At 41.0% G+C, this 20,641-nt stretch carries 20 protein-coding genes; 5 read left to right on the forward strand and 15 right to left on the reverse strand.

Annotation, left to right across the window (positions count from 1 at the left end; translation table 11 throughout):
• Positions 1 to 86: 86 nt before the first annotated feature.
• A complete protein-coding gene (locus tag FXY30_RS07020) occupies positions 87 to 980 on the reverse strand; it encodes a LysR family transcriptional regulator (RefSeq protein WP_071705923.1) in 894 nt (297 codons plus the stop codon).
• Between the two features lie 130 nt (positions 981 to 1,110).
• On the opposite strand from FXY30_RS07020, the gene aroA reads away from it, so the two are divergent.
• From aroA to FXY30_RS07035, 3 genes are all read left to right on the forward strand, one after another.
• Positions 1,111 to 2,421: a 3-phosphoshikimate 1-carboxyvinyltransferase gene (gene aroA, locus FXY30_RS07025; RefSeq protein ID WP_071705924.1), complete on the forward strand. Its 1,311-nt coding sequence runs from the start codon at positions 1,111 to 1,113 to the stop codon at positions 2,419 to 2,421.
• Positions 2,422 to 2,481: 60 nt separating this feature from the next.
• Positions 2,482 to 3,531 carry a TAXI family TRAP transporter solute-binding subunit gene (locus FXY30_RS07030; RefSeq protein ID WP_071705925.1) on the forward strand — a complete coding sequence of 350 codons (1,050 nt, stop codon included), beginning with the start codon at positions 2,482 to 2,484 and terminating at the stop codon, positions 3,529 to 3,531.
• Positions 3,532 to 3,593: 62 nt separating this feature from the next.
• Entirely contained in the window at positions 3,594 to 5,495 is a 1,902-nt protein-coding gene (locus FXY30_RS07035; RefSeq protein ID WP_071705926.1) for a TRAP transporter permease, read from the forward strand.
• Positions 5,496 to 5,690: 195 nt separating this feature from the next.
• On the opposite strand, the gene FXY30_RS07040 is transcribed toward FXY30_RS07035, so the two are convergent.
• The 8 genes from FXY30_RS07040 to FXY30_RS07075 all read right to left on the reverse strand — a co-directional run bounded on the left by FXY30_RS07040 (position 5,691) and on the right by FXY30_RS07075 (position 11,535).
• The gene (locus FXY30_RS07040) at positions 5,691 to 5,987 is read right to left on the reverse strand and encodes a HigA family addiction module antitoxin (protein ID WP_071705927.1); all 297 of its coding nucleotides are present in this window, start codon (positions 5,985 to 5,987) and stop codon (positions 5,691 to 5,693) included.
• 38 nt (positions 5,988 to 6,025) lie between these two features.
• Entirely contained in the window at positions 6,026 to 6,316 is a 291-nt protein-coding gene (locus tag FXY30_RS07045; RefSeq protein WP_071705928.1) for a YcxB family protein, read from the reverse strand.
• 64 nt (positions 6,317 to 6,380) lie between these two features.
• Positions 6,381 to 7,670 (reverse strand): Ig-like domain-containing protein, encoded by a 1,290-nt coding sequence (locus FXY30_RS07050; RefSeq protein WP_147659393.1) that lies wholly within the window; start codon positions 7,668 to 7,670, stop codon positions 6,381 to 6,383.
• A gap of 9 nt (positions 7,671 to 7,679) precedes the next feature.
• A complete protein-coding gene (locus tag FXY30_RS07055; protein ID WP_071705930.1) occupies positions 7,680 to 8,594 on the reverse strand; it encodes an acetamidase/formamidase family protein in 915 nt (304 codons plus the stop codon).
• 309 nt (positions 8,595 to 8,903) lie between these two features.
• Positions 8,904 to 9,506, reverse strand: a complete 603-nt coding sequence (locus tag FXY30_RS07060; protein ID WP_071706149.1) for a PH domain-containing protein — start codon at positions 9,504 to 9,506, stop codon at positions 8,904 to 8,906.
• A 210-nt stretch (positions 9,507 to 9,716) separates the two neighbouring features.
• Positions 9,717 to 10,139 carry a DDE-type integrase/transposase/recombinase gene (locus tag FXY30_RS07065; protein WP_083428286.1) on the reverse strand — a complete coding sequence of 141 codons (423 nt, stop codon included), beginning with the start codon at positions 10,137 to 10,139 and terminating at the stop codon, positions 9,717 to 9,719.
• 192 nt (positions 10,140 to 10,331) lie between these two features.
• Positions 10,332 to 11,228, reverse strand: coding sequence for an ORF6N domain-containing protein (locus tag FXY30_RS07070; RefSeq protein ID WP_071705932.1), 897 nt, complete (start codon positions 11,226 to 11,228; stop codon positions 10,332 to 10,334).
• Between the two features lie 91 nt (positions 11,229 to 11,319).
• Positions 11,320 to 11,535, reverse strand: coding sequence for a helix-turn-helix domain-containing protein (locus FXY30_RS07075; RefSeq protein WP_071705933.1), 216 nt, complete (start codon positions 11,533 to 11,535; stop codon positions 11,320 to 11,322).
• A gap of 198 nt (positions 11,536 to 11,733) precedes the next feature.
• Between FXY30_RS07075 and FXY30_RS07080 the strand changes: the two genes are divergently transcribed.
• Positions 11,734 to 12,684 (forward strand): DDE-type integrase/transposase/recombinase, encoded by a 951-nt coding sequence (locus FXY30_RS07080; RefSeq protein WP_071705934.1) that lies wholly within the window; start codon positions 11,734 to 11,736, stop codon positions 12,682 to 12,684.
• A 371-nt stretch (positions 12,685 to 13,055) separates the two neighbouring features.
• Here the strand turns inward: FXY30_RS07080 and FXY30_RS07085 are convergent, their stop codons facing one another.
• From FXY30_RS07085 to FXY30_RS07110, 6 genes are all read right to left on the reverse strand, one after another.
• A complete protein-coding gene (locus FXY30_RS07085) occupies positions 13,056 to 13,772 on the reverse strand; it encodes a FadR/GntR family transcriptional regulator (RefSeq protein WP_071705935.1) in 717 nt (238 codons plus the stop codon).
• Between the two features lie 308 nt (positions 13,773 to 14,080).
• Positions 14,081 to 14,932, reverse strand: coding sequence for a sugar phosphate isomerase/epimerase family protein (locus FXY30_RS07090; RefSeq protein ID WP_071705936.1), 852 nt, complete (start codon positions 14,930 to 14,932; stop codon positions 14,081 to 14,083).
• Between the two features lie 14 nt (positions 14,933 to 14,946).
• Positions 14,947 to 16,239 (reverse strand): TRAP transporter large permease, encoded by a 1,293-nt coding sequence (locus tag FXY30_RS07095; RefSeq protein WP_071705937.1) that lies wholly within the window; start codon positions 16,237 to 16,239, stop codon positions 14,947 to 14,949.
• The gene (locus tag FXY30_RS07100) at positions 16,236 to 16,739 is read right to left on the reverse strand and encodes a TRAP transporter small permease (RefSeq protein WP_071705938.1); all 504 of its coding nucleotides are present in this window, start codon (positions 16,737 to 16,739) and stop codon (positions 16,236 to 16,238) included. Before FXY30_RS07100 ends, FXY30_RS07095 begins: the two co-directional genes overlap by 4 nt.
• The gene (locus FXY30_RS07105) at positions 16,723 to 17,838 is read right to left on the reverse strand and encodes a Gfo/Idh/MocA family protein (protein ID WP_071705939.1); all 1,116 of its coding nucleotides are present in this window, start codon (positions 17,836 to 17,838) and stop codon (positions 16,723 to 16,725) included. Before FXY30_RS07105 ends, FXY30_RS07100 begins: the two co-directional genes overlap by 17 nt.
• A 9-nt stretch (positions 17,839 to 17,847) precedes the next feature.
• Positions 17,848 to 18,885, reverse strand: a complete 1,038-nt coding sequence (locus tag FXY30_RS07110) for a DctP family TRAP transporter solute-binding subunit (protein ID WP_071705940.1) — start codon at positions 18,883 to 18,885, stop codon at positions 17,848 to 17,850.
• A 272-nt stretch (positions 18,886 to 19,157) separates the two neighbouring features.
• On the opposite strand from FXY30_RS07110, the gene FXY30_RS07115 reads away from it, so the two are divergent.
• The gene (locus FXY30_RS07115; RefSeq protein WP_071705941.1) at positions 19,158 to 20,564 is read left to right on the forward strand and encodes a gluconokinase; all 1,407 of its coding nucleotides are present in this window, start codon (positions 19,158 to 19,160) and stop codon (positions 20,562 to 20,564) included.
• The last annotated feature ends 77 nt before the right edge of the window (positions 20,565 to 20,641 follow it).

Raw genomic sequence — 20,641 nt, forward strand, 5'->3', positions numbered from 1 at the left:
ATATACAAATGTATCACGTAAAATTTACCCTATATAAATATCCGCTTTGGAAACGAAAAATTTTATTTTCAAGATAGTAGGGTCTGTTAATGAACTATGCCATTAAAATAGTCTTCAAACAGACGCAAGGCATAGGAAGAGGTGTTTCTTTTATACGTGACCATTGCCGTTTGTGTTTTATATATTGGGCGAAGAGGAATGCTGACGAGGTCTTTCCGCAAATATGATCGTGCTACACCGGAAGATAAAAATGTAATGCCTATGTTAGCCCGCACCATTCCCAATAGGCTATCTATATCCGGACAAGTACAGACGATCTTCGGCGACCGGTGCATATTTGAAAAAATGTCATTCATCTGCATGCGAATGCTCGTCTTGTTGTCAAGCCCAATAACCGGTATGTCACTGAGGTCATCCATAGTCAAATATGCCTTACTACCAACACGGGAACGACGAGCGGCTACTACAGCAATCGTATCTTCAAAATAAGGTATGATATTAAGGCGTGGATCTGGCTCATTGTCTTTAGAAAAATAAACGTTTGTAACCGCCGCATCCAACTCCTGCGTTTTTACCCTCGTAATTAATTCCGAACTCCAGCCAATCTGAATCTCAATTTGAATATTGGGGTAATGTTGACGAAAACCCATGATATATTCAGGAATATTGAGATGAGACAATGTACTGAGAAGCCCTACGGATAGACTACTGCGTATTTCGCGACGGCGAAGCTCCACAATTCTTCCCAATTCGTCCATTTCTCGCAATACAGACTGTGCCCGCTCAACAAATTCTTTTCCGACCTCTGTGAGGTCGACCTTTCTTGTAGTTCGTTCAAAAAGCTTTACGCCGATCTCATTTTCTAATGCGCTAATCTGTTGTGATAGTGCTGGTTGCGTAATATAAAGTTGGTTTGCGGCCTTGGAGTAATTCGCAGTCTCCGCTAACTTCACCGCATATCGAAGCTGAGATAACTCCATAAAAACGCCCCTTTCCTATAAGCTTCTCTTATAAGTTTATTATAGATAGTTATTTCACGTAACTCAACCCCTTTGTTATATTGAATATAACCTTCGGCCGAACGAATTACGAAGAAGGAGCGGTTATTCAATGTATTACATGATTAAACCTACCTCGCGTCTAAATGGTGAGGTGCATATTCCCGGCTCCAAAAGTCAGACTGCTCGCGGTCTCATTTTGGGAACTCTTGCCGAGGGAACCAGTCACGTTTTGAATCCGATGTTGAGCCTCGATAGCTATGATATTGCGGAGTGTTGCCGCCGTCTGGGTGCTACGGTAGATACCTCGAATGATAACGATTGGGTAATTACCAGCCCCGGCCTTAATGGACTGCATATTCCTTCCAGTGTATTGGATGTCGGAAATTCCGGTACGGGCTACTATTTTTTAACGACACTTGCTGCTATGCTCCACGGAAAGAGCGTCGTCACCGGTGATTATCAAATTGCCTATCGCCCCATTGCCCCACTCCTGAATGCCATTCGTGAAATGGGCGGAAAAGCGATTTCTACGCGGGACAATGAGTTAGCGCCCCTCATTATAGAAGGTCCTATTGAAGGTGGGCACACGGTCCATTTGAACGGTAAAAATGTGCAATGGGGCATTGGTCTCATGGTATGCTGCCCAGCGCTTAAAGATACCACGACTATCGTCTACGACGGGGTCCTTGGTGAGCGCCCTTATGCAAATCTAACTATGGACTGGATGGAGGCTGCCGGGGTTCATCTTGAAAATCACGATTATAAAAAATTCGTCATTCCCGGAAATCAACAGTATCGTCCTTTCACTAAGCGTACTGCCTGTGACTGGTGTTCCGCCAGTTATCCCATGGTTGCTGCTGCCATCATGAAGGAAAAATGTCGCATTAAGTTGCATGGCATGGACATCCATGACTTTATGGGTGAGCGTCATTTTGTGGACTGGATTAACCAAATGGGCGGCCATGTAGAAGTTCTTAACGAAGGCAAGGATGGGATCATTGTTGAGGGTGGGCATACTTTGCACGGTATCGAAATTGATTGTGGCGATACTCCAGATGCCGTGCCCGCTCTGGCTGTTCTCGGCTGCTATGCACAAGGCAAAATGAAACTTTATAATGTCGCAGCCAGCCGAATGAAAGAAACGGATCGAACGAAAACTATCGCCGGCGAGTTACGCAAAATGGGAGCGAAAATTGATGAAGAAGAAGACAGCATTACGATCTACCACTCTCCTCTTCATGGTGCTACCATCGACGGCCATCAGGATCATCGCATCGTCATGGCAACTTCCTGCGCTGCGCTTGGCGCAGAGGGACATAGCTTTATTGATTCGGTCTCGCATGTTGGGGTTTCTTTCCCGCGCTTCTATGAGGAAATGAAAGGTATTGGCGCCAACATCTTGCGTTTGGCTGAAAAGTAAAGGTAGTTTGGAAAGCTTCACACGTTGTAAAAGGGATAGAAACTTTTAAGGAGGAAAAACATGAAAAAGATCGTCGGAATTTTGCTTGCGGTCGCTATCATTTGCAGCTTGGCTGCCTGCGGCAAAGGTCAAGCACCAGCTCCTGCGGATAGCACCTCCGGTGCAGAGAGCGTCTCAACTGCGGATAGCTCTACGTCCAAGCGTACAGGAGAACTGCGCATCACAATCGGTACCGCCGGTACTGCCGGTGCTTTGTATCCCATGGGTGTGGCGATGGCAGAAACGATTACCAAACACGTAGACGGCATCTCGGCAACTGGTGAATCCACCGCAGCCTCCATCGAAAACTTGCGAAATCTCCATGAAGGCAAAATGGCTATGGGCATCTCTATGAGCGAAATTTGCTCCTATGCCTACCACGGCGTGAGCGACTATGAAGGTAGCGCCTATACGGATATTCGGGCGATGTTCTCTACCATCAATAACTATCTACAAGTCTTCACGTTGAAAGACAGCGGTATCAAATCCATTGCGGATCTGAAGGGTAAAACTGTCAGCATGGGCGCCGCAGGTAGCGGCGGGGAAATGGCCGGTCGATTACTTCTTGGTGTCTACGGCCTGGATTACAACACGATCAAGGCACAATTTATGGGTGAGTCCGATGGCGCAGCTGCTCTCAAAGATCATAAAATTGACGCTATGATCGCCACGCATCCTCTGAACTCGGCTGCGCTTACGGAACTCACCACTTCCTGTGATGCAATACTGTTGCCCGTTGACAACGATGAATTCTATAAAACCTATCCCGCCTATGCTCGTTGCACCGTACCTGCGGGGACGTATCCTAACAATGACAAGGACGTAATCATTCCACAGAACAGTGTCATTATGTGCACCTCTCTCAACAGTGGTCTGACGGATGACGATGTTTATGAAATCACCAAAGCCATCTGGGAAAATCGTGATGAATGGGCATCCAGCGCCAAGAGCGTAGAAAAACAAGCTGTCTGGGACTCCATTCTGAAGAATATCGATATTCCACTGCATCCCGGTGTTATTCGTTACTTTGAAGAAAAAGGAGTGACGATACCGGATGGTTTAAAGGGCTAAAAAACAACCGGAAGGGCCGGGGTATACCCCCGGCCCTTTTTCACATGAACTGAGGTAATACGATGAACGAAAAACAAAGTTCAAAAAAAAAGAATATACTGGACGTGATCCTTGCTATCGTGTGCCTTGCAGCGGCGATCTTTCATATTTTTATTTCCTGGAATACCTCTATAAGCATTATTCAACAACGAGTATTTCACGTTTTTGTAATGATTCTTATTTTCTTCCTTATGAAATGCTCTGCCTCTACAAAAGCGGAAAAGAAATTCTCTGCCACAATCTACGGCGTCTGTTCCCTATTATCGATAGTCTCCGGATGCTATTTTCTCCTGCGCACAAACCTGGATGTGATGTTAAAGCGAAGCATTCGAGGCGCTTCGGATATAGAGATTCTCTTTGGAGTTCTTTTAATTATTTGTGTCATGTATTTGGCTTGGCGAACAGTGGGTTGGGCCCTTTCCATTCTTAGCGCTATTTTTCTACTATATGCTATTGCCGGACCATACATGCCGGATATTATCTCTCACCGAGGCTACACGATTCCCTATATTACAAATTATGTTTCTTGGACAAGCGAATCCATTTTTGGAACTTGCGTTAGTGCCTGCGTTTCTTTTGTTGCGCTATACATTATATTTGGCGAACTGTTAGATAAATTCGGTGCCGGCCAGTTCTTTATTGATATCGCTTATGCGCTTACCGGTCGCATGAAAGGAGGCCCGGCCGAAGCAGCCGTAGTGTCCAGCGCACTGATGGGTTCTATCAATGGCAGCGCCGTAGCCAATGTTGTTACCACCGGAACCTTTACGATTCCTTTAATGAAAAAAGTGGGATACCGGCCTGAATTTGCGGGTGCTGTAGAAGCGGTCGCTTCAACCGGAGGACAGATCCTTCCTCCCGTTATGGGAGCAGCGGCTTTTGTTATGGCCGATTTAACAGGTATTCCCTATTCAACCATCATCATTGCTGCTATCGTACCCGGTATCCTCTACTATTTAAGTCTTGGTATATCGGTCTATCTGGAAGCGGATAAACGCGGACTGGAAGCAGAACTCCCGGAAAACTTACCGCAGATTAAACAGGTCCTCAAAGAAGGTTGGTACTACGGATTACCTATTATTACCTTAATTGTCGCTTTACTTGGATTTAACCTCTCCGCTAACTATTCCGCTCTGTTCAGCATTGGCGTGCTGCTTGTCATCGGCTTTGGAAAAGAGTGGTTTAGGAATCGACGTCTTCCCTTCCGCGAAGTGTTCGAAGCCCTTGTCAAAGCCTCTAAAACCACCGTTTCGGTAACGATCGCCTGTGCTTGTGCGGGAATTGTGATTGGTATCGTCTCTATGACCGGCATCGGAATCAAGTTTACAAGTATCGTATTTCAGCTCTCCGGCGGCAATATTATTCTCATGCTCCTCTTGGTCATGCTGGCCTGCATTGTCATGGGCATGGGGCTTCCCAGCACCGCCGCTTATATTATTGCTGCTACCGTCGGCGTTCCTACACTGGTCGCTGCCGGAATTTCAACGCTTGCTGCTAATCTATTTGTATTCTACTTTGCTATCATGTCGTTTATCACGCCACCGGTTGCTGTTGCGGCCTATGCCGCTGCCGGTTTAGCGGATACAAGCGCCAGCAAGACCGGTTGGCAAGCATTTATGCTGGGAATGCCCGGCTTTATCATCCCGTTCGTTTATGTTTTTAATCCGGCATTACTCATTGTGGATACATCGACGATTGACACGCTTTACATTGTAGTGCTAGCAACATTCGGTGTAATTCTCACCTCCATTGCCGTAATTGGCTGGTTTAAAGGGAAGTTACATCCAATAATCCGGCTCCTCATCGCCATCAGTGCCATCCTCATGTTTGTCAGTGGAACGATCTATGATATTATCGGGGTCGTAATGGGAGTTGCAATTATGGGCTATCTTTTGGTCACCAGAAAAAAGCGCGTTGCTGCATAAAAGATAAAAGCTGGGCTTCTTTTGCTACATGAAATTTTAGTTTTCAAACATCTGTTTCATGCAGAGCATCACCCATGCTCCTACGTTCACTATTCAAAAACCTGCGTAATACACTCCTATCTTGTGTATCGCGCAGGTTTTTCTTTCGCTTTTAGAGCGTCTCTGAGATGCTTTATAAAGCCATACTTCTAAAAATTATGCATAATGCGTCGTTTTGATTTGTTCCAGTTCTTCCTTCATCGTGTGCTCAATGTTACGCACATCAATATCTCCCTGAAGATTTAGAAAGTACCTAGGCGATACACCGAAATATTTCCCCAGGCGCACAGATGTATCCGCAGACACTTTGCGTCTGTCGTGAAGTATGTCCTGAATGCGAGACACAGGAACGTTAATGTCCTGTGCCAATCTATAAGCTGATAGCTCCAGCGGAGCCATAAACTCCTCCCACAAAATCTCGCTCATCTTCGGAGTTTCAATATAGTCTCTCATCTAATGGCCTCCTTTCTCAGTGATAATCCATAAAATCTCTATAGTGTCGCTAATGCTGTGTACGAAACTTTTCTTTTTCTCTCGCTTTCCCGCTTATGCGCGTGAAAGTTATCCCTTTCCGCACCTCTCGCCTGATGAAGTCTTTGAAGCCGCGCCAATAATTCCTTCGTACAGTCGGCCTTTTTGACCGCAAAACTTTGGTTTGCACCGACCAAAAGATAAAAATTCGTATTTGTTTCCATCACTTGATACAGCTTGTCATAGGGCACTTCCGAATTTCCTGCTTCCGTCTTTGCTGTCAAGCGATCCTCGTAGAAGACATATTCCACCCGGTGATTCCGAATAGGTCATCTCTGTTGTGGCTTAGTAGAGGGGTCCATGAGGGCGCCTTTCCTATTTTTTGAGAGGCTCGAATGTATAGGTGACAATAAAATGAGCGGTCTTTCCCCTGTTTTTACCACCATTTTCCGTTACATATACATCCAGCTTTTCTTCAAAACCGTTTGCGACATCCTCTTCCGTTACTACATGGGTCAGAGAAGCCTCACCCACATCCGGTTGTTTATCATCTTCCGTGAGTTGAGCGTATAAGGAAAGGCTATCCCCAACGATCAAAGCCACTTCGTTTTTTGCAGGTTCTCCATTGAGCTCAAAATAATTGCTCCACTCATTGCCAATGTGAACATCATTTTCTTGCCTATGTTGAACGTACAAATGCATCAACGCTTTTGTCCCGTCAACGCTCACCTCAACCGTTGAAGAAGCTCCGCCGGTCGCGGTAGCGGTAATGGTACATTCTCCACCGCTCATGGCAGTAACATTGCCCTCTTCATCAACAGCAGCAACGTGGTTATCGCTCGATGTCCAAGTCAATTTCTGGTCTTCGGCATCTGCCGGAGAAATGGATGCATTAATCTGCAATGTTTCACCTATGGCCAGTTCGCTTTTTGCAGCCGTTAAATTCACTGCTTCCACTTTGATGGGTTCCGAGACAACCACATGGCTAGAGTCCGATTTCATAGAATCGGTGGAGTACGGTTTCATAGAATCGGTTGTTGAGATCATCGAACTTTTGAAATTGTCCGCACGATCAGATGATTTTCCGAAAGCAGCAATAGCAAAATAAAGCCCCCAGGCTGCTACAATAACGCCTATTTTGACCTTCTTGTTCAACTTCTTATTTCTGACCATTAAAATTGTGAGAGGCACAGGGAAAAACAGAAGCCATCCTAAAACCCACGGCCAAATCTTTTTCTTCTTTGTCGATTTTGCCGTTGTGCCATCCTTAGCCACGGCAGCTTTATCGAAAACAGCCGTGTAGCCGCAATCCGGGCAGGCGGAAGAGTAGTAGTTGGTGCCGCATCGCGGACATTTTTTTGGTTTTGCACCGACTTTTACGCCACACTGTGGGCAATACTTTCCCTTACCAAATATGGTTCCGCAATTCTCGCATTTGTATTGAAATTCATTAGCTCCACACGATGTACAAACCGTTGCAGAGTTTTCATTCTCTGTCCCACAGGACTGGCACACTTTCATCGCCTTTGTCTCCTCTTGTTTGACTGAATCTGTTTCCTGTTGCGTAGATTTATTATATTGATTAGCAAGCAATATTTCTATTAAACGGAAAATTTTACAAAAAACCGTAGCGCAAGCTACGGTTTTTGCTGTTGCAATTTGCAAATTTTCTAATTATAGAGAGTGGAGCAATTTTTCTAAACTCAAGATCTCTTTTGAAATCGTCGCACGAAAGGTCTTCATGGGGTTCACCAGTTGAGAAACTTCGAGATCGACCGCCATAGAGCCGATCATATACGCTTCTTCAAAAGAGATATCTAACGCCTTGGCAATATGTTGAATAGCCACTTTCGCCGCCTTAAAAGATGCTTCATCGCCGGTCTCTGCGGATGCAAGGAAAGAAATCTTGCCATCATGAACGAGGAAAGGCCATTCCACATTGTTGCCTTTGTTCTTAATCAGTTCAAAACGTACCGTTACATCCGCTTTGATTTCCAATGCTGCAAAGGACATCTCTCCATCGCCCATGCATGCGTGGCAGTCACCAAGAGCAAACATCGCCCCCTCTTGGCCAACAGGAAGATACAGTGTCGATCCTTCTTTAATCGCTGTGGTGTCCATGTTTCCGCCATGTTTCCAAGGAATGGCATTTTGCCAAGATCCGTTGCCGGCTTTGGACGCTACGCCAAGAACCCCAACCATGGGATTGAGAGGGATTTTTATCTCATCCGAAAAAATCGCATATCCACCTTTGATGGGAATATCTCTTTGCGCTCTATTAAAATTCAAAGAACCAAGTACGCCATGACCGGGCTCGCAAAGCGCGGTTCCAAAATCAGAGAGATCGATCTTCTCAATGGTCACGGCCAAAAGATCGCCGACCTCAGCTCCTTCTATTTCCACAGGGCCGGTGGCAGGATTCAAATGAGCCATGTTAAGATCCTCGATGGTCGCGCCTTCTTTTCTAAGTTGTTGGTAGAAACAATCGTTCGCCTCAAAAATGACCGTCTCTCCACTTTTAACCGTTTCCACTGGCATCAAGTTTTCAGTAAATTCATAAATCACCTTGTCTCCTGGAATTCGTTTCATTCAATCCTCCCTTGTCAATCACGCTTTTAGGCTTAACGGTGTTATGCTTTGCTTCCATTATGTCTGGAAATTTATAAAAGTACAAGAAAAGAGAAACCATACACCCGCTCTTAATTAAAGCGTATCGTTTTGTAAATTATTTGACACTGTCTTCTTGTAACCTATTATTTATTCTTATTTATTAAAAAATGACACAAAGAAGGCTCTATTAAAATAGAACATTACATAAATTCCAGTAATTAATCAAAAATCACCAGTGAAAATTCTGACATAAAAATTTTCTCAGTGACCTTTTTGTTCCCTTTTAAGTTATCTTTTATAGCTTGTATTATAGCCTTCATTCTCTTTTGGTCTATAGGCATTGGGGAAGGCTTGGTCTGTTGCAACATCGAGAGATACTTTTTTAAGAAGTTTATAAACATCGTAGGGATCTTCTATGGAAATAAATTTATTTGCGTCAGCCTTAAAGTTGTAAGATGAATTTCCCCCTTCGCCATTATAAATTAGGATAATTGTTCCAAGCTCCTTGAGATTTTCCATAAAATTTATATTTACTTTTAAATTTGTAAGCTCTCTGTGTTCATAATTATTTACATCTCTTCCAAAAATGCCCTGACTGATGTAAACTCTCTTGTCTGTAATTGCATATTCTATTGTTCCGTAATTTAAAAGCCTGTAAATGGGCATTAAAATTGCAAACCAAACAGGAAAAAGATGAATTATAAAGAAAATTATAAAAAATCCATGCATAAAGCTAAATTCTCTAGAAAAATTAGAAATAAAAAAGAAGTCAAAAATCCCCCAAATTAATGCAATTAAATACATGCTTGGGTTGCCTACAATATAAAGAAAGGCATTGGGTTTTCCTCGCCACAATATATTTTCATTGTCGTCAATAATTTTTTCAATCATAATTTCCTCCATTGCTTTCTCTTTATTAAGATAAAGCATTCTTGCTTGGCATTTTATCACAGAGATACTTGTGAAAAAATATTTGAATGGCTGAATCGTCCCACAGTGTTCTTAACTGTCAAGACATATGTTACACATTCCACTTAAGATGCATCTGACACAGTTAGCTTTTTTCCGGCGGTTCTTTCACAGGCACTTCCTTTCGACTTGTCAAGGGCGAAGAGCGACCAGAGGGAGCGTCCCTTGACCGGGAGAAAGGAAGTGTCTATCCTCTCGATGGCTTCGTTCCACTTTCCCGTTTTGCCAAGGAGGATAGGGTCTTGTCCTTCGCAGTGCCCATCCTTTCTTCTTTACCGCCCGTTCAAATCGACTTTCCCGGTTGGTTCGATCCTCGTCATTCACAAATTCGCAACCATTGTCCACCTGAATGGTATGAATGGAAAATCCCATGCTTTCTTCTAAATCGTCTAAAAATTTTGTCGTCTCATAGGTCGATTTCTCCTCAACGATTTTTAGAACACGCTTTCGACTGAATTCATCAATTGCTGTTATCTGATAGTAGCGTAATCCATAGCTTGGAAAGCGGATGCATTTCTGCGTGCTGCTTTTGTCACGCCGTGCTTTAATGCGTATTCACATTCTTTTTGACGATATCTCATTTCTTAAGTTATAATCTTACGCAAGAGGGGCTCCTTTCGATGCAACGAGTTTTGGTTAAACACATTGTATCAGAGCACCTCTTTTCTTTTGTTGAAAGTGTCACATATGTCTTACTACACTACAATCAAGCATCTTTTCACGCTTAATTTTAAATTTGTCATTTTCTTACCTCACCTTATTTATAAGACTTTGAATCAAATCTTTATCTTCTATCTTAGTAATTCCAAAACTCTTTTTTCCTGCATCCTTAATTGATGCTCCAATATGATAGACTTCAGTTTTGTCTATAATCAAAAATCTTTCATGAAAATCAGTAGTAGTTTTTACTGACAATTTCGGATATTGAGCATTGAATTTATTTATATCTTTTATTGATAAATTTCCTTTACCTGCAGTTGCAATAATGATGTCTACACCTTTATTTTTCTTGCATAAAATATTAAGTGTATTAATATCAACATAGTTATCAATCAAAACTATCTCTTTTTTAGCTTTACCAATAAGCTCAACAATAAAGCTAAAAGCATCATAGATTTGACCATCAAAGAAAATATTTTGTTGTACTTCTGTGTTTGTTGCGATGTAGTTAAACACTTCTTCCAATTTTTTATCTGTTTCTAATTGTTTAAGCTCCACCCGATCAAGACGAGCAAACATTTCTCTATTTGAAAGTAAGAAATTACGCATTTTAACAAATACATCCATAATTTTAATACTAACATCTACTGCAATGTCGCTTTTAAGCACCGCTGAAAGCATAGCTATTCCTTGTTCAGTAAAAACATATGGCATATAACGTCTACCACCGTGCGTACTGTCGTTTTCTCTTGAGGTCACAATTTGTGACCTCAAGTTTTTAAATTCTGATTCTGTTAATTGAAACCTAAAATGTTCAGGAAATCTATTTATATTTCTTTTTACTGCTTGATTAAAAACTTTCGTCTCTACGTGATAAAGTTGTGCAAGATCACTGTCAAGCATCACCTGCTTTCCTCTAACAGAATAAATCATATTCTGTATTTCTATATTATCAACTATGACGAGATTGTTATCTTCTACCATAAATACATCCTATCATTTCTTAAACAAGTCACAATTTGTTGCCGGTTAATTATTATCTAACTTGAGGTCACAATTTGTGACCTCAAGTTTATCACTCTGCTTTAGCTTCTCTGACAATCGAAACCATCTCTCCAAAATCTGCATCAAGTTTTGTTCCTATACGATACAAAACATCCATACTTACAAACTCTCCCCTACCCATTTTAGATACTGTTGCAGGAGATAGTTCGCAAACTTCCGTTAGTTCTTTTTTATTCATATTTTTATCTATTAAAATTTTCCACAATCCGTTATATCTAACTTTCATGTAATTACCTCTCATCTATAAGTTTATGAAGTTTTTCTATAGATATAGTAACATTTTTAAAGCCCTTTTCAAAGTCTGAAAATATTTTACGGCATACTACACTGTAGAGATACAATTGATGTGAGACCAAGAGAAAAAAATATAGAGAGAATTCCTGTACAATGAAAGTGTCCACCAAACAAAGAAAGGATTCTCTCTATGTCAACCAGTATAGCAAAAACGCAGCGGTATCTGCCACATACTTTGGAAACAAGATTTCATGCCGTTAAAACGTATCGCTTGGGATGGTCAGTGAAATTTGTTGTTCGCCGCTATAAGATCTCAAAGGCTTCTCTAATGCGCTGGAATCGTCGTTTTGACGGAACAATCGATTCCCTAAGAGACCGCTCACATCGTCCAAAAACGCCGCATCCGAATGCCCATACACCACAGGAAAAGACTTGGATAAAAAATTTCATCCGGCGAAATCCAACCATCTCCCTCATTGAACTGTACGCGAAACTCAAGTTTCAACGTGGCTATCAACGTCATCCCTGCTCCCTTTTTCGCTTCCTTCGAAAACAGAGCTTCTATAAGGAAAAAACAACAAAGAAGAAAGTCTATGTACCGAAACCTTACGATACACCGAAAAAGCTGGGCATAAAATGGCAGCTTGATGTGAAATACGTTCCCAAAGCCTGCTATGTAGGGAGAATGCCCGACAAGTTCTATCCGTACACGGTCATTGACGAAGCCAGTAGGGAGCGATTTATCTACGCCTTCCGCGAGCAATCTTCCTACTCCAGTGTGGAATTTATCAAAATGGCTATCAAGCATTTTGGCTATCAACCAAAAATCATACAGACGGATAATGGCTTTGAATTTACCCATTTCCGTGAGACACGTCGAACGCATCCATTCGATCTGTACTGCCAAAAACAAGGGATTGTACACCAGCTTATACGCCCAAGAACGCCGAGACATAATGGCAAAGTAGAACGGAGTCACCGCAATGACAATGAGCGCTTCTACGCGCGTTTGTCTTTCTACAGCTACGAGGATTTGCTGGTGCAAATGAAGCGCTATTTATATAAGTCGAATCGGTTGCCTATGCAAACCTTGGGGTGGTTAACGCCCATGGAAAAACGCACCCTATTGCTGGCGGGTTAACCCGCCAGCAATAGGGTGGCATACAGGAAATTCTCTCTCCTGTTTTTGGCCTCACATCATTTACAAATGTACACAAAGCCTTTCTACTAAAGCAAATCTGCTGAATAGAAGAAAGATAAAGTAATTATTCCAAGGGAGGCAGTTTTGATTTATGAAAGATCTACAGGTTCGGATACATTGCCAAGCTTGAAGTTTCTAATGGATTGATCCATTACTTCTAATGTTCGACCAGACAGGTCTTCCGGGACATTTAATTCACAAAGCTCAAGCATAATGCAGCCACTCTCCAATAAATGCTTCAGCCCTTGCATGACCCTCATTTTCACTGGAATTTTCGACCAGAATCACAGTTCTGTTATATTATCCCTCTTTTATTTTTCATCTTTTTGAGTAATAAGTAAGCTGCTTAAATCAAGATCCTTGCGCACTTGCTTTAGATGTTCCTCGGCATATTCTCGGGCACCTTGAATATCCTTTGATTTAATAGCCAAATAAATAGCTTTATGTTGGGCAAGTACCAGCTTTGCCTGCTCTAATGTTGGCATATTTTCAGTTAATTTATCCAGGTAATAGCTAGAAATATCTGCCAAAAGCGGATTATGTGTTGATTTCCCGATGATCAAATGAAATTCCATATCTATGCTATGAAAGCGAGTCATATCGTTTTTCTGCAAGGCTTTTTCCATTTCATCAACATTCATTTTTATAGCAAAAATATCTTCATGATTTGCTCGTTGAGCAGATAAGGCGCACATTTCTGCTTCAACAATCCGTCGAACTTCATAGGCTTGCCGATAGGTTATACCTTTTGATGTGATGGACGAACTATATTTAGCTCTAATTTTTTCAATTAACTCCGTATCATCTGTTAAAAAAGTTCCATTTCCTGGCAAAATAGTTACCACATCTACAAAGGATAATGCTTTTAAGGCTTCACGAATTGATGTGCGGCTAACATTCAATTTTTCTGCTAAATCTCTTTCAGAGGGTAATCTCTCTCCAGGCAAGAAGATACCATCATGCACCATCTTTAAAAAGCTTTCTAAAATGAGATCAACAACGGATTTTTTCAGTATTTTGGGAAACATAAGACCACCTTTATCGTTAAAATACTAATCAATGTATCTTAGTATTTAAGGGAATCAGAAACCATTTTCTTTAAACATTAAATATATTATAAAGACATCGATCAAATTGTCCAATATAAACATAAAATTTCTCCAGTGCAATTAGATGATTATCCAAAATACCGTCCTTTGGATAATCGCCTAATTGCACTGGAGATGGGAAACCATGCGGTCAGTTGGAGGTTTTGACCGTAAGGTGATCATAATGAACTTGATTTAAACAAATCTTTTTCGAGATTCTATAAATCAAAAATGTCTCATTATATAATTCATTGGTCTTTGATTAAATCTTTCGTTGTGTTATATGCCTTTTGAACTAGTAAATCTGGTTTCCACTGGCCATATTCATCGCGGAAGGTTTCAATGGAAATCATTCCCTGATAACCTAAGCGATTTAGTTGATAAAGAAATCCCGTTAAATCAACCACGCCTTTATCGCATAATCTTCGGTGACTTTGATCTTTATAATCCAGGCCATATCCATCAGCATTATTCACATGTACAACAAAAATTTTATCCTTCTGAGCGAGTTGAAGGTCTGAAAAATCATTTGATTTGTTGGCACAGTAAATGTTAAATGCATCAAATGTATAGCCCACATTAGGTCTATCAACCTTCTCGACGATTTCTACCGCATGTTTAATGGTACGGACCATGCTTTTTCTCAAACCTACTAGCTCAAAAGCTAGGTTGATTTTGAAGGATCCTGCAACATCTGACATTTTTTTTAATGCTCTAACACAGGTTTCCGTCGCCTCATCCCTTGTTCCTTCATACGCCGGTTCCACAAACGGAGGAACAATAACAATACATTTTGAACCTACCTGACGTGCCAGGTCACAGGCATTAAGAAATTCCATATCAAAGGCTTCCTGTAGGACCGGATCACATTGATTAGAATATATGAAGGGCTTTAAGTAAACTGCATTCATCGCATGTGGTTTTATATGCATACAAGAAAAGCTCTTTGATAAGGTCTCTAGAGAATTGGTTTCCATATAGGCTTTTAACTGATCAAATCTTATCTCAATAAAATCAAAGCCCATCTTGTCACATAGCTTCAAATCCTTCTCTAGTGTAGAGCACTTTAGCGACGTTGCCTGATTAAATCCGATTTTCATAGACTCAATGCCTCCTAACGCCCCATTTGACCAAATGCACTTGGAATTGCCATTGAAATGGCAGGAATAAATGTTATTAACATCAGATCAATGATCATGATTAGAACAAAAGCTATTACCCCTGATACTACTTTATCTAGTGTGGTTTGACCTACTCTTGCTGAAACAAATAAGTTGATGCCTAATGGTGGAGTACAGAATCCGATCGCTAAATTAACAACCATAATTAGGCCGAAGTGAATGGGATTGATTCCATATACTTGGGCGATAGGAAGTAAAATAGGCGCAAGAACCATAATCGCCGGGGTTGTATCCATTACACAACCAACAATAAGTAAAATTATATTAATAATTAGGAGAATGATAATCGCGTTATCCGAAATACCTAATATTGCATTGGAGATAATGACAGGAACCTGTTCTATTGTCAAAATCTTTGCAAATGCCGTGGCACATCCGATAATGACCATGGTTGTTCCATTTGTTGAGAAAGCCCGCGTCATAGTGAAAAAAAGCTCTTTTGGCGTAAATTCCCGGTAAATTAGCGCTCCACAAAGGAAGGCATAAACAGCAGCAACCGCCGCCGCTTCTGTTGGTGTGAAGATGCCGCGATAAATCCCTCCCAAGATAATGATTGGATTGATAAGCGCCCATTTTGCTTCCCAGATGATACCAAGTTTTTCCTTAAATGGAATGGGATCTCTATCATCCTTCCAACCTCTCTTTTTTGCATAAAAATAACAGTAAATAATAAGGGAGAACCCAATGAGAAGGCCAGGACCAAATCCTCCCATAAAAAGCCCTGAGATTGATGTGTTTGTGGAAACACCATATACAACCATTGGAATAGAAGGAGGAATAATAACCCCAATGCTACCTGCTGCTGCTATTAATCCTAGAGTAAATGGCTTGGAGTATCCTTTTTCCAGCATGGTGGGAACTACCATAGTTCCAACGGCGGCAACTGTGGCAGGACCAGATCCAGAAACTGCTGCAAAAAACATGCAAACAACGATCGTAACGATTGCCAACCCGCCTGTTATTCTTCCAAAGAATGCATTAAAAACATTGAGAAGGCGCTTAGAAACGCCACCTGCTCCCATTAGCTCCCCTGCAATTATAAAGAGAGGAATTGCCATTAGTGGAAAAGAATCAGATGCCGTAACAAGAGATGCCGCTATAAAAGTATGTCCAAGAGTATCTGATGCAAGCACTGCTAAGAAGGAGGCACAGCCAATAGAGATGCCAATTGGAACATTGAGTAGCAAAAAGATAACCAAGCCTCCAAAGAGCAATAGTGTGATCATCTCTTAGCCTCCATTTCCTTTTCAAGTTTTCCATCTTTAAAGCAGTTAAATAAGTTTTGTATTATGCGAATGGCTGATAAGGCCATCCCAACGACAGGTGCCGCATAAACTACCTGCATGGGGAGACCCAATGCGGGAGATGTGCGGTTTAATAAGCCCTGCTTCGTGACCAGCTCCCATCCAGTGAATGCTATGTAAATGGCAAAGATGGCAAAGACAATATTTCCGATAATATCAAATATCTTATGATATTTCTTTGGAAGTATTTTTGTCATAATATCCAGTTTGATATGAGTGCTCATCTTACAACCATAGCTAATTCCAAGATAAATAGCCCAAATAAAAAGATATCGGGCAAGCTCCTCAGACCAAGATAGGGAGTTTTGAAAAACGTATCTTGCAAGTACTTGGATGAAGATAACTATCGTCATTACTGAAAGTATGGCAATACCAAGAGCTACTTCTAAGTATTCATCTATCCACTTAAAAATTCTTTTCATGGTTAGCTCCTTTTAACCATTCTGAAAAATGGATGGGCTTTCCTAACTTGGTGCTTTCATAAATTGCTTCCATTAAAGCAACTGTCTGAAACCCTTCCTCTGCCAGAACCAGAGGTGGCTTACCTTCAAGGATAGAGTCGATATAATTTTCAATTTGGAGTTTATGGTAGTGAACCTCTGGATTGTCACTGAAAAAGGCTTTCTTATCTTCCGCTTTCCACAGGTCAACTTTTTCAGTTTCATTAGGAATAGTCCAAACATCATTGTATGGAGCATCTGTTATTGGTGTGACACCAGCAATAAACATAGCTCCACCATCGGTTTGGACTCCTACGGAAGCACCATTGTCCCCATGGACTCGAACTTTTCCATAAAGTGCAGGGTTTTGAGCATTGCTGGCAGTAATTGTACCAAGAGCTCCATTCTTAAATTCAATGATAGCTACTGCTGTATCTTCAACCTCTATATAGGGGTGATTGAAGTTTCTCCATATTCCATATACCGTATCTATTTCTGAATTCATAAACCAAAGCAATAGGTCTAGCTGGTGGCAGGCCTGCGTGGGGAGCACCCCTCCGCCCTCTCCCTTCCATGTTCCTCTCCAGGGATCGGATTCATAATATGCTTGATCTCTCCATCCCAGCATTGTTACATTTCCTAAGATGGGTTTGCCTATCTTACCATCGATAATGGCTTGCTTTACTCGTTGAGATGCTTCATACAAACGTCTCTGAAAAAGTGTACTCACCAAGACATTATTCTTCTTACCAGCATTCACCATCCGTCTTGCGTGTTCTATACTCACTGAAAAGGGCTTCTCAACGATAACATTAGCTCCTGCGTTAGCTGCAGCTTCGCACCCCTCTGCATGAAAGGGGTGTGGAGTGCAGATGCTGACCAGGTCTAATTTTTCACCTTCAACCATACTTTCTACGGTTGGATAGGCATGAACATTAAATTCTTTTCCAAAAGCTTCTGCGCGTTTAAAATCAACATCACATACTGCTGTAAAATTGGATTTGGAAATTTCTTTGTAAATCTGGGCATGTGTCCGCGCAACCTTCCCGCAGCCAACTATGCCTGTTTTAAGTACACGCATATCATCTCCCTATTTTAAAATAGTATCCAGGTACTCAGGATGCGATAACTTTTCACGGATTAATTTATAAATCCCAGCGTCCTCGATTTTCTTTTTCCAAACAGCCTGTTCGTCTGAACTAATATCGATCACCTCAAGTTGGTCATCCTTCTGATACTTTTCCAAGATGCTGTGGTCATACTTCTGTGAAAACTCTCTTTGATTTTTCACCCAGGTCTTCCCTGCCTCAAGCAGGACTGCTTGATCTTCTTTGCTTAATTCATTGAACTTATCTAAATTCATACAAAATACAAAGGGAACATAGGTATGCTTATCTAGGGTCAGATATTTCTGAACAGTCATAAATTGGCTACTATCGATTATCCCTAATGAATTTTCCTCGCCATCTACAGTGTTTTGCTGTAACGCAGTATATAGTTCATTAAAAGACATCGGTGTAGGGTTTGCTCCTAATGCTTCCCATGTTTTTAACTGAATTTCATTTTCCATAACACGAATTTTGAGTCCCTTTAAATCATCAGGGCTTTTAACAGGAAGCTTATTATTTGTCAGGTATCTAAATCCATTTTCACCAAAACCTAAGACTTTTAGTTTGAATTGTTCTAGATCCCTCATCATTCCTTGCCCAACTTCACCATCTAAGACATCATAAACTTCCTGATAGTCGCTGAAAATAAATGGGGCATCAAACAAAAAGAAATCATCGAAGAAAGAAGCAAGAGGCGTAATCGGTGAAATGGCCATATCGATATCCCCCATTTGAGTACTCTCGACAACAGCTTTATCATCACCTAATTGATTGTCATGGAAAAATTTTACTTGGATTCGTCCATCTGTTTTTTCTGCCACTTCTTTAGTAAAGATTTCTGCAGCATCCTTGGCTGATTGTGAAACAACACTTGCCACTCTTAAGGTTATCGAATCGTTTTCTTTTTTGGGTGAAGAAACTTCTTTTTCCCCAGGTTTTCCTCCATTACCTTGGCAAGCTACTAACAGTAACATTGAAAAAATTAACCCCGCTGTCAAGATCTTTCTAATTTGTTTCATAACCTTCTCCTTCTTCTATTGTATTTGTTTCGGTTTACTGGTATGCTCTTTATACCGGTGCTGATAGTATATTAGCTTCTTGATCTCTTGTCAAGGGGAAAAGCGTTTCCATTTCAGGCCCCTCGCCCTGCCATGTAAATTAGCTATTCTCCACAAGTTTCGCGCCGTATAATTTAGTTAAATGATTATCTTAAAGGTAGAAAAAGTTTTCATTTCACTAAAAAAGCAAATGATGTGTATGTTTATAAATGTTCTAAATCTGGGAGGTGAATATGAAATTTTTGGTATTAGAATCTTCAACATCTTCAGGTAAAGCACTCTATTTTGATACCGAACAAGAATCTGACCCACAAATAAAAGCTATTAGTTATCCTTTTACAGGGGCTGATCTCACCCAGCATAATGCACAAGTCGTATATGAATTGACTCTTCAGTCTGCGAGAGAAGTATTACAGGATAGAAGGGTTGATGCTATTGCTATCAGTGGTACGTGGCATTCCCTTGGATTATTCGACCAAGAGATGAAGCCAGTAACTCCAGTTTTTCCATGGAATTCAACAATTGCCTCTCCCATTTGTAGAGAGTTAAGAAGTGACCTTGCTTGGAAATCATATTATCTAGAAACGGGATGCATGATAAATTCAATTTATCCTTTTTTCAAACTTTTATACCTATCCCAATTAGGCTATGACCTCAAAGATTATTATATAGGTGGACAAAATGTTTTTAATTTCTATCAATTAACAAAGAAGTATATGGTATCGGAATGCTTAGTCTCAGGTTCTGGATTATATAATATAAACACACAAGATTATGATGAAAAATTAAATCGTCTTTTAGGCGTTTCTACTTCTAACTTACCAAGTATTGTTCCTTCTAACTCTGTTTTTCCGCTAGATCCAGGAGCTGCTCGGCTACTAAATATATCTCCAGGAATCCCAGTCATGGTTCCAAATTCTGATGGTGGGCTTAATCAAGTTGCTGAAAATGCTCAGAATCCAGGGCAAGCTACATTTTCTGTGGGAACTAGTGGTGCCATAAGGATCTCAACAGCTCAGCCTGTATTATCACCAAACCAATCTACCTGGTGTTATCGTTCCCCTGTTAATTGGCTTACCGGGGTTGCAACCTCAGGTGCCTGTAACTGTATTGACTGGTTCCGAATGAATTTCGCTGCTGGAATGGATTATTCTGCTCTGGAGGCTGAACAAAATTCATATGATGCACCTATTTTCCTCCCATTCTTGAATGGAGAGCGATGCCCGGGGTGGAATGATCAAAGGGAGGCAAGCTTTCATGGTATTAAAGCACAGCATACCATACAGGATTTATATCAAGCTGTTCAAGAGGGTATTCTATTCAACTTATTTCAATCCTATCTTGAGCTTATTGCACTTGTTGGAAAACCCGACAGCATTTATCTATCAGGAGGTATCCTTAATTCAGATAAATGGATTCAAGTTTGTGCAGACATCTTCTGTCAACCATTGTTTCTATCCCATAATAATCAGGCATCTTTGATTGGAGCCCTAAAATTGCTCCTCAATCATTTTAAAGAAAAAGATTGTTTCTTGGAAACTAGCAGAAAAACTGTTTTTCCTAAAGGGGAAAGACAGCGTCTCTATCAAAATCGCTATGAACGATATCTAGAGGCGTACAATTCATTTAAGCAAATATAATTTGTTGTATTTATTATAAATTTGAGTGTGAGCAGGAAAAGATGAGTCCAATTCAAATGGAGGAAGAGAGGCAAAGA

It is taken from the genome of Murdochiella vaginalis, from assembly GCF_902381775.1.
Taxonomy (GTDB): Bacteria; Bacillota; Clostridia; order Tissierellales; family Peptoniphilaceae; genus Murdochiella; species Murdochiella vaginalis.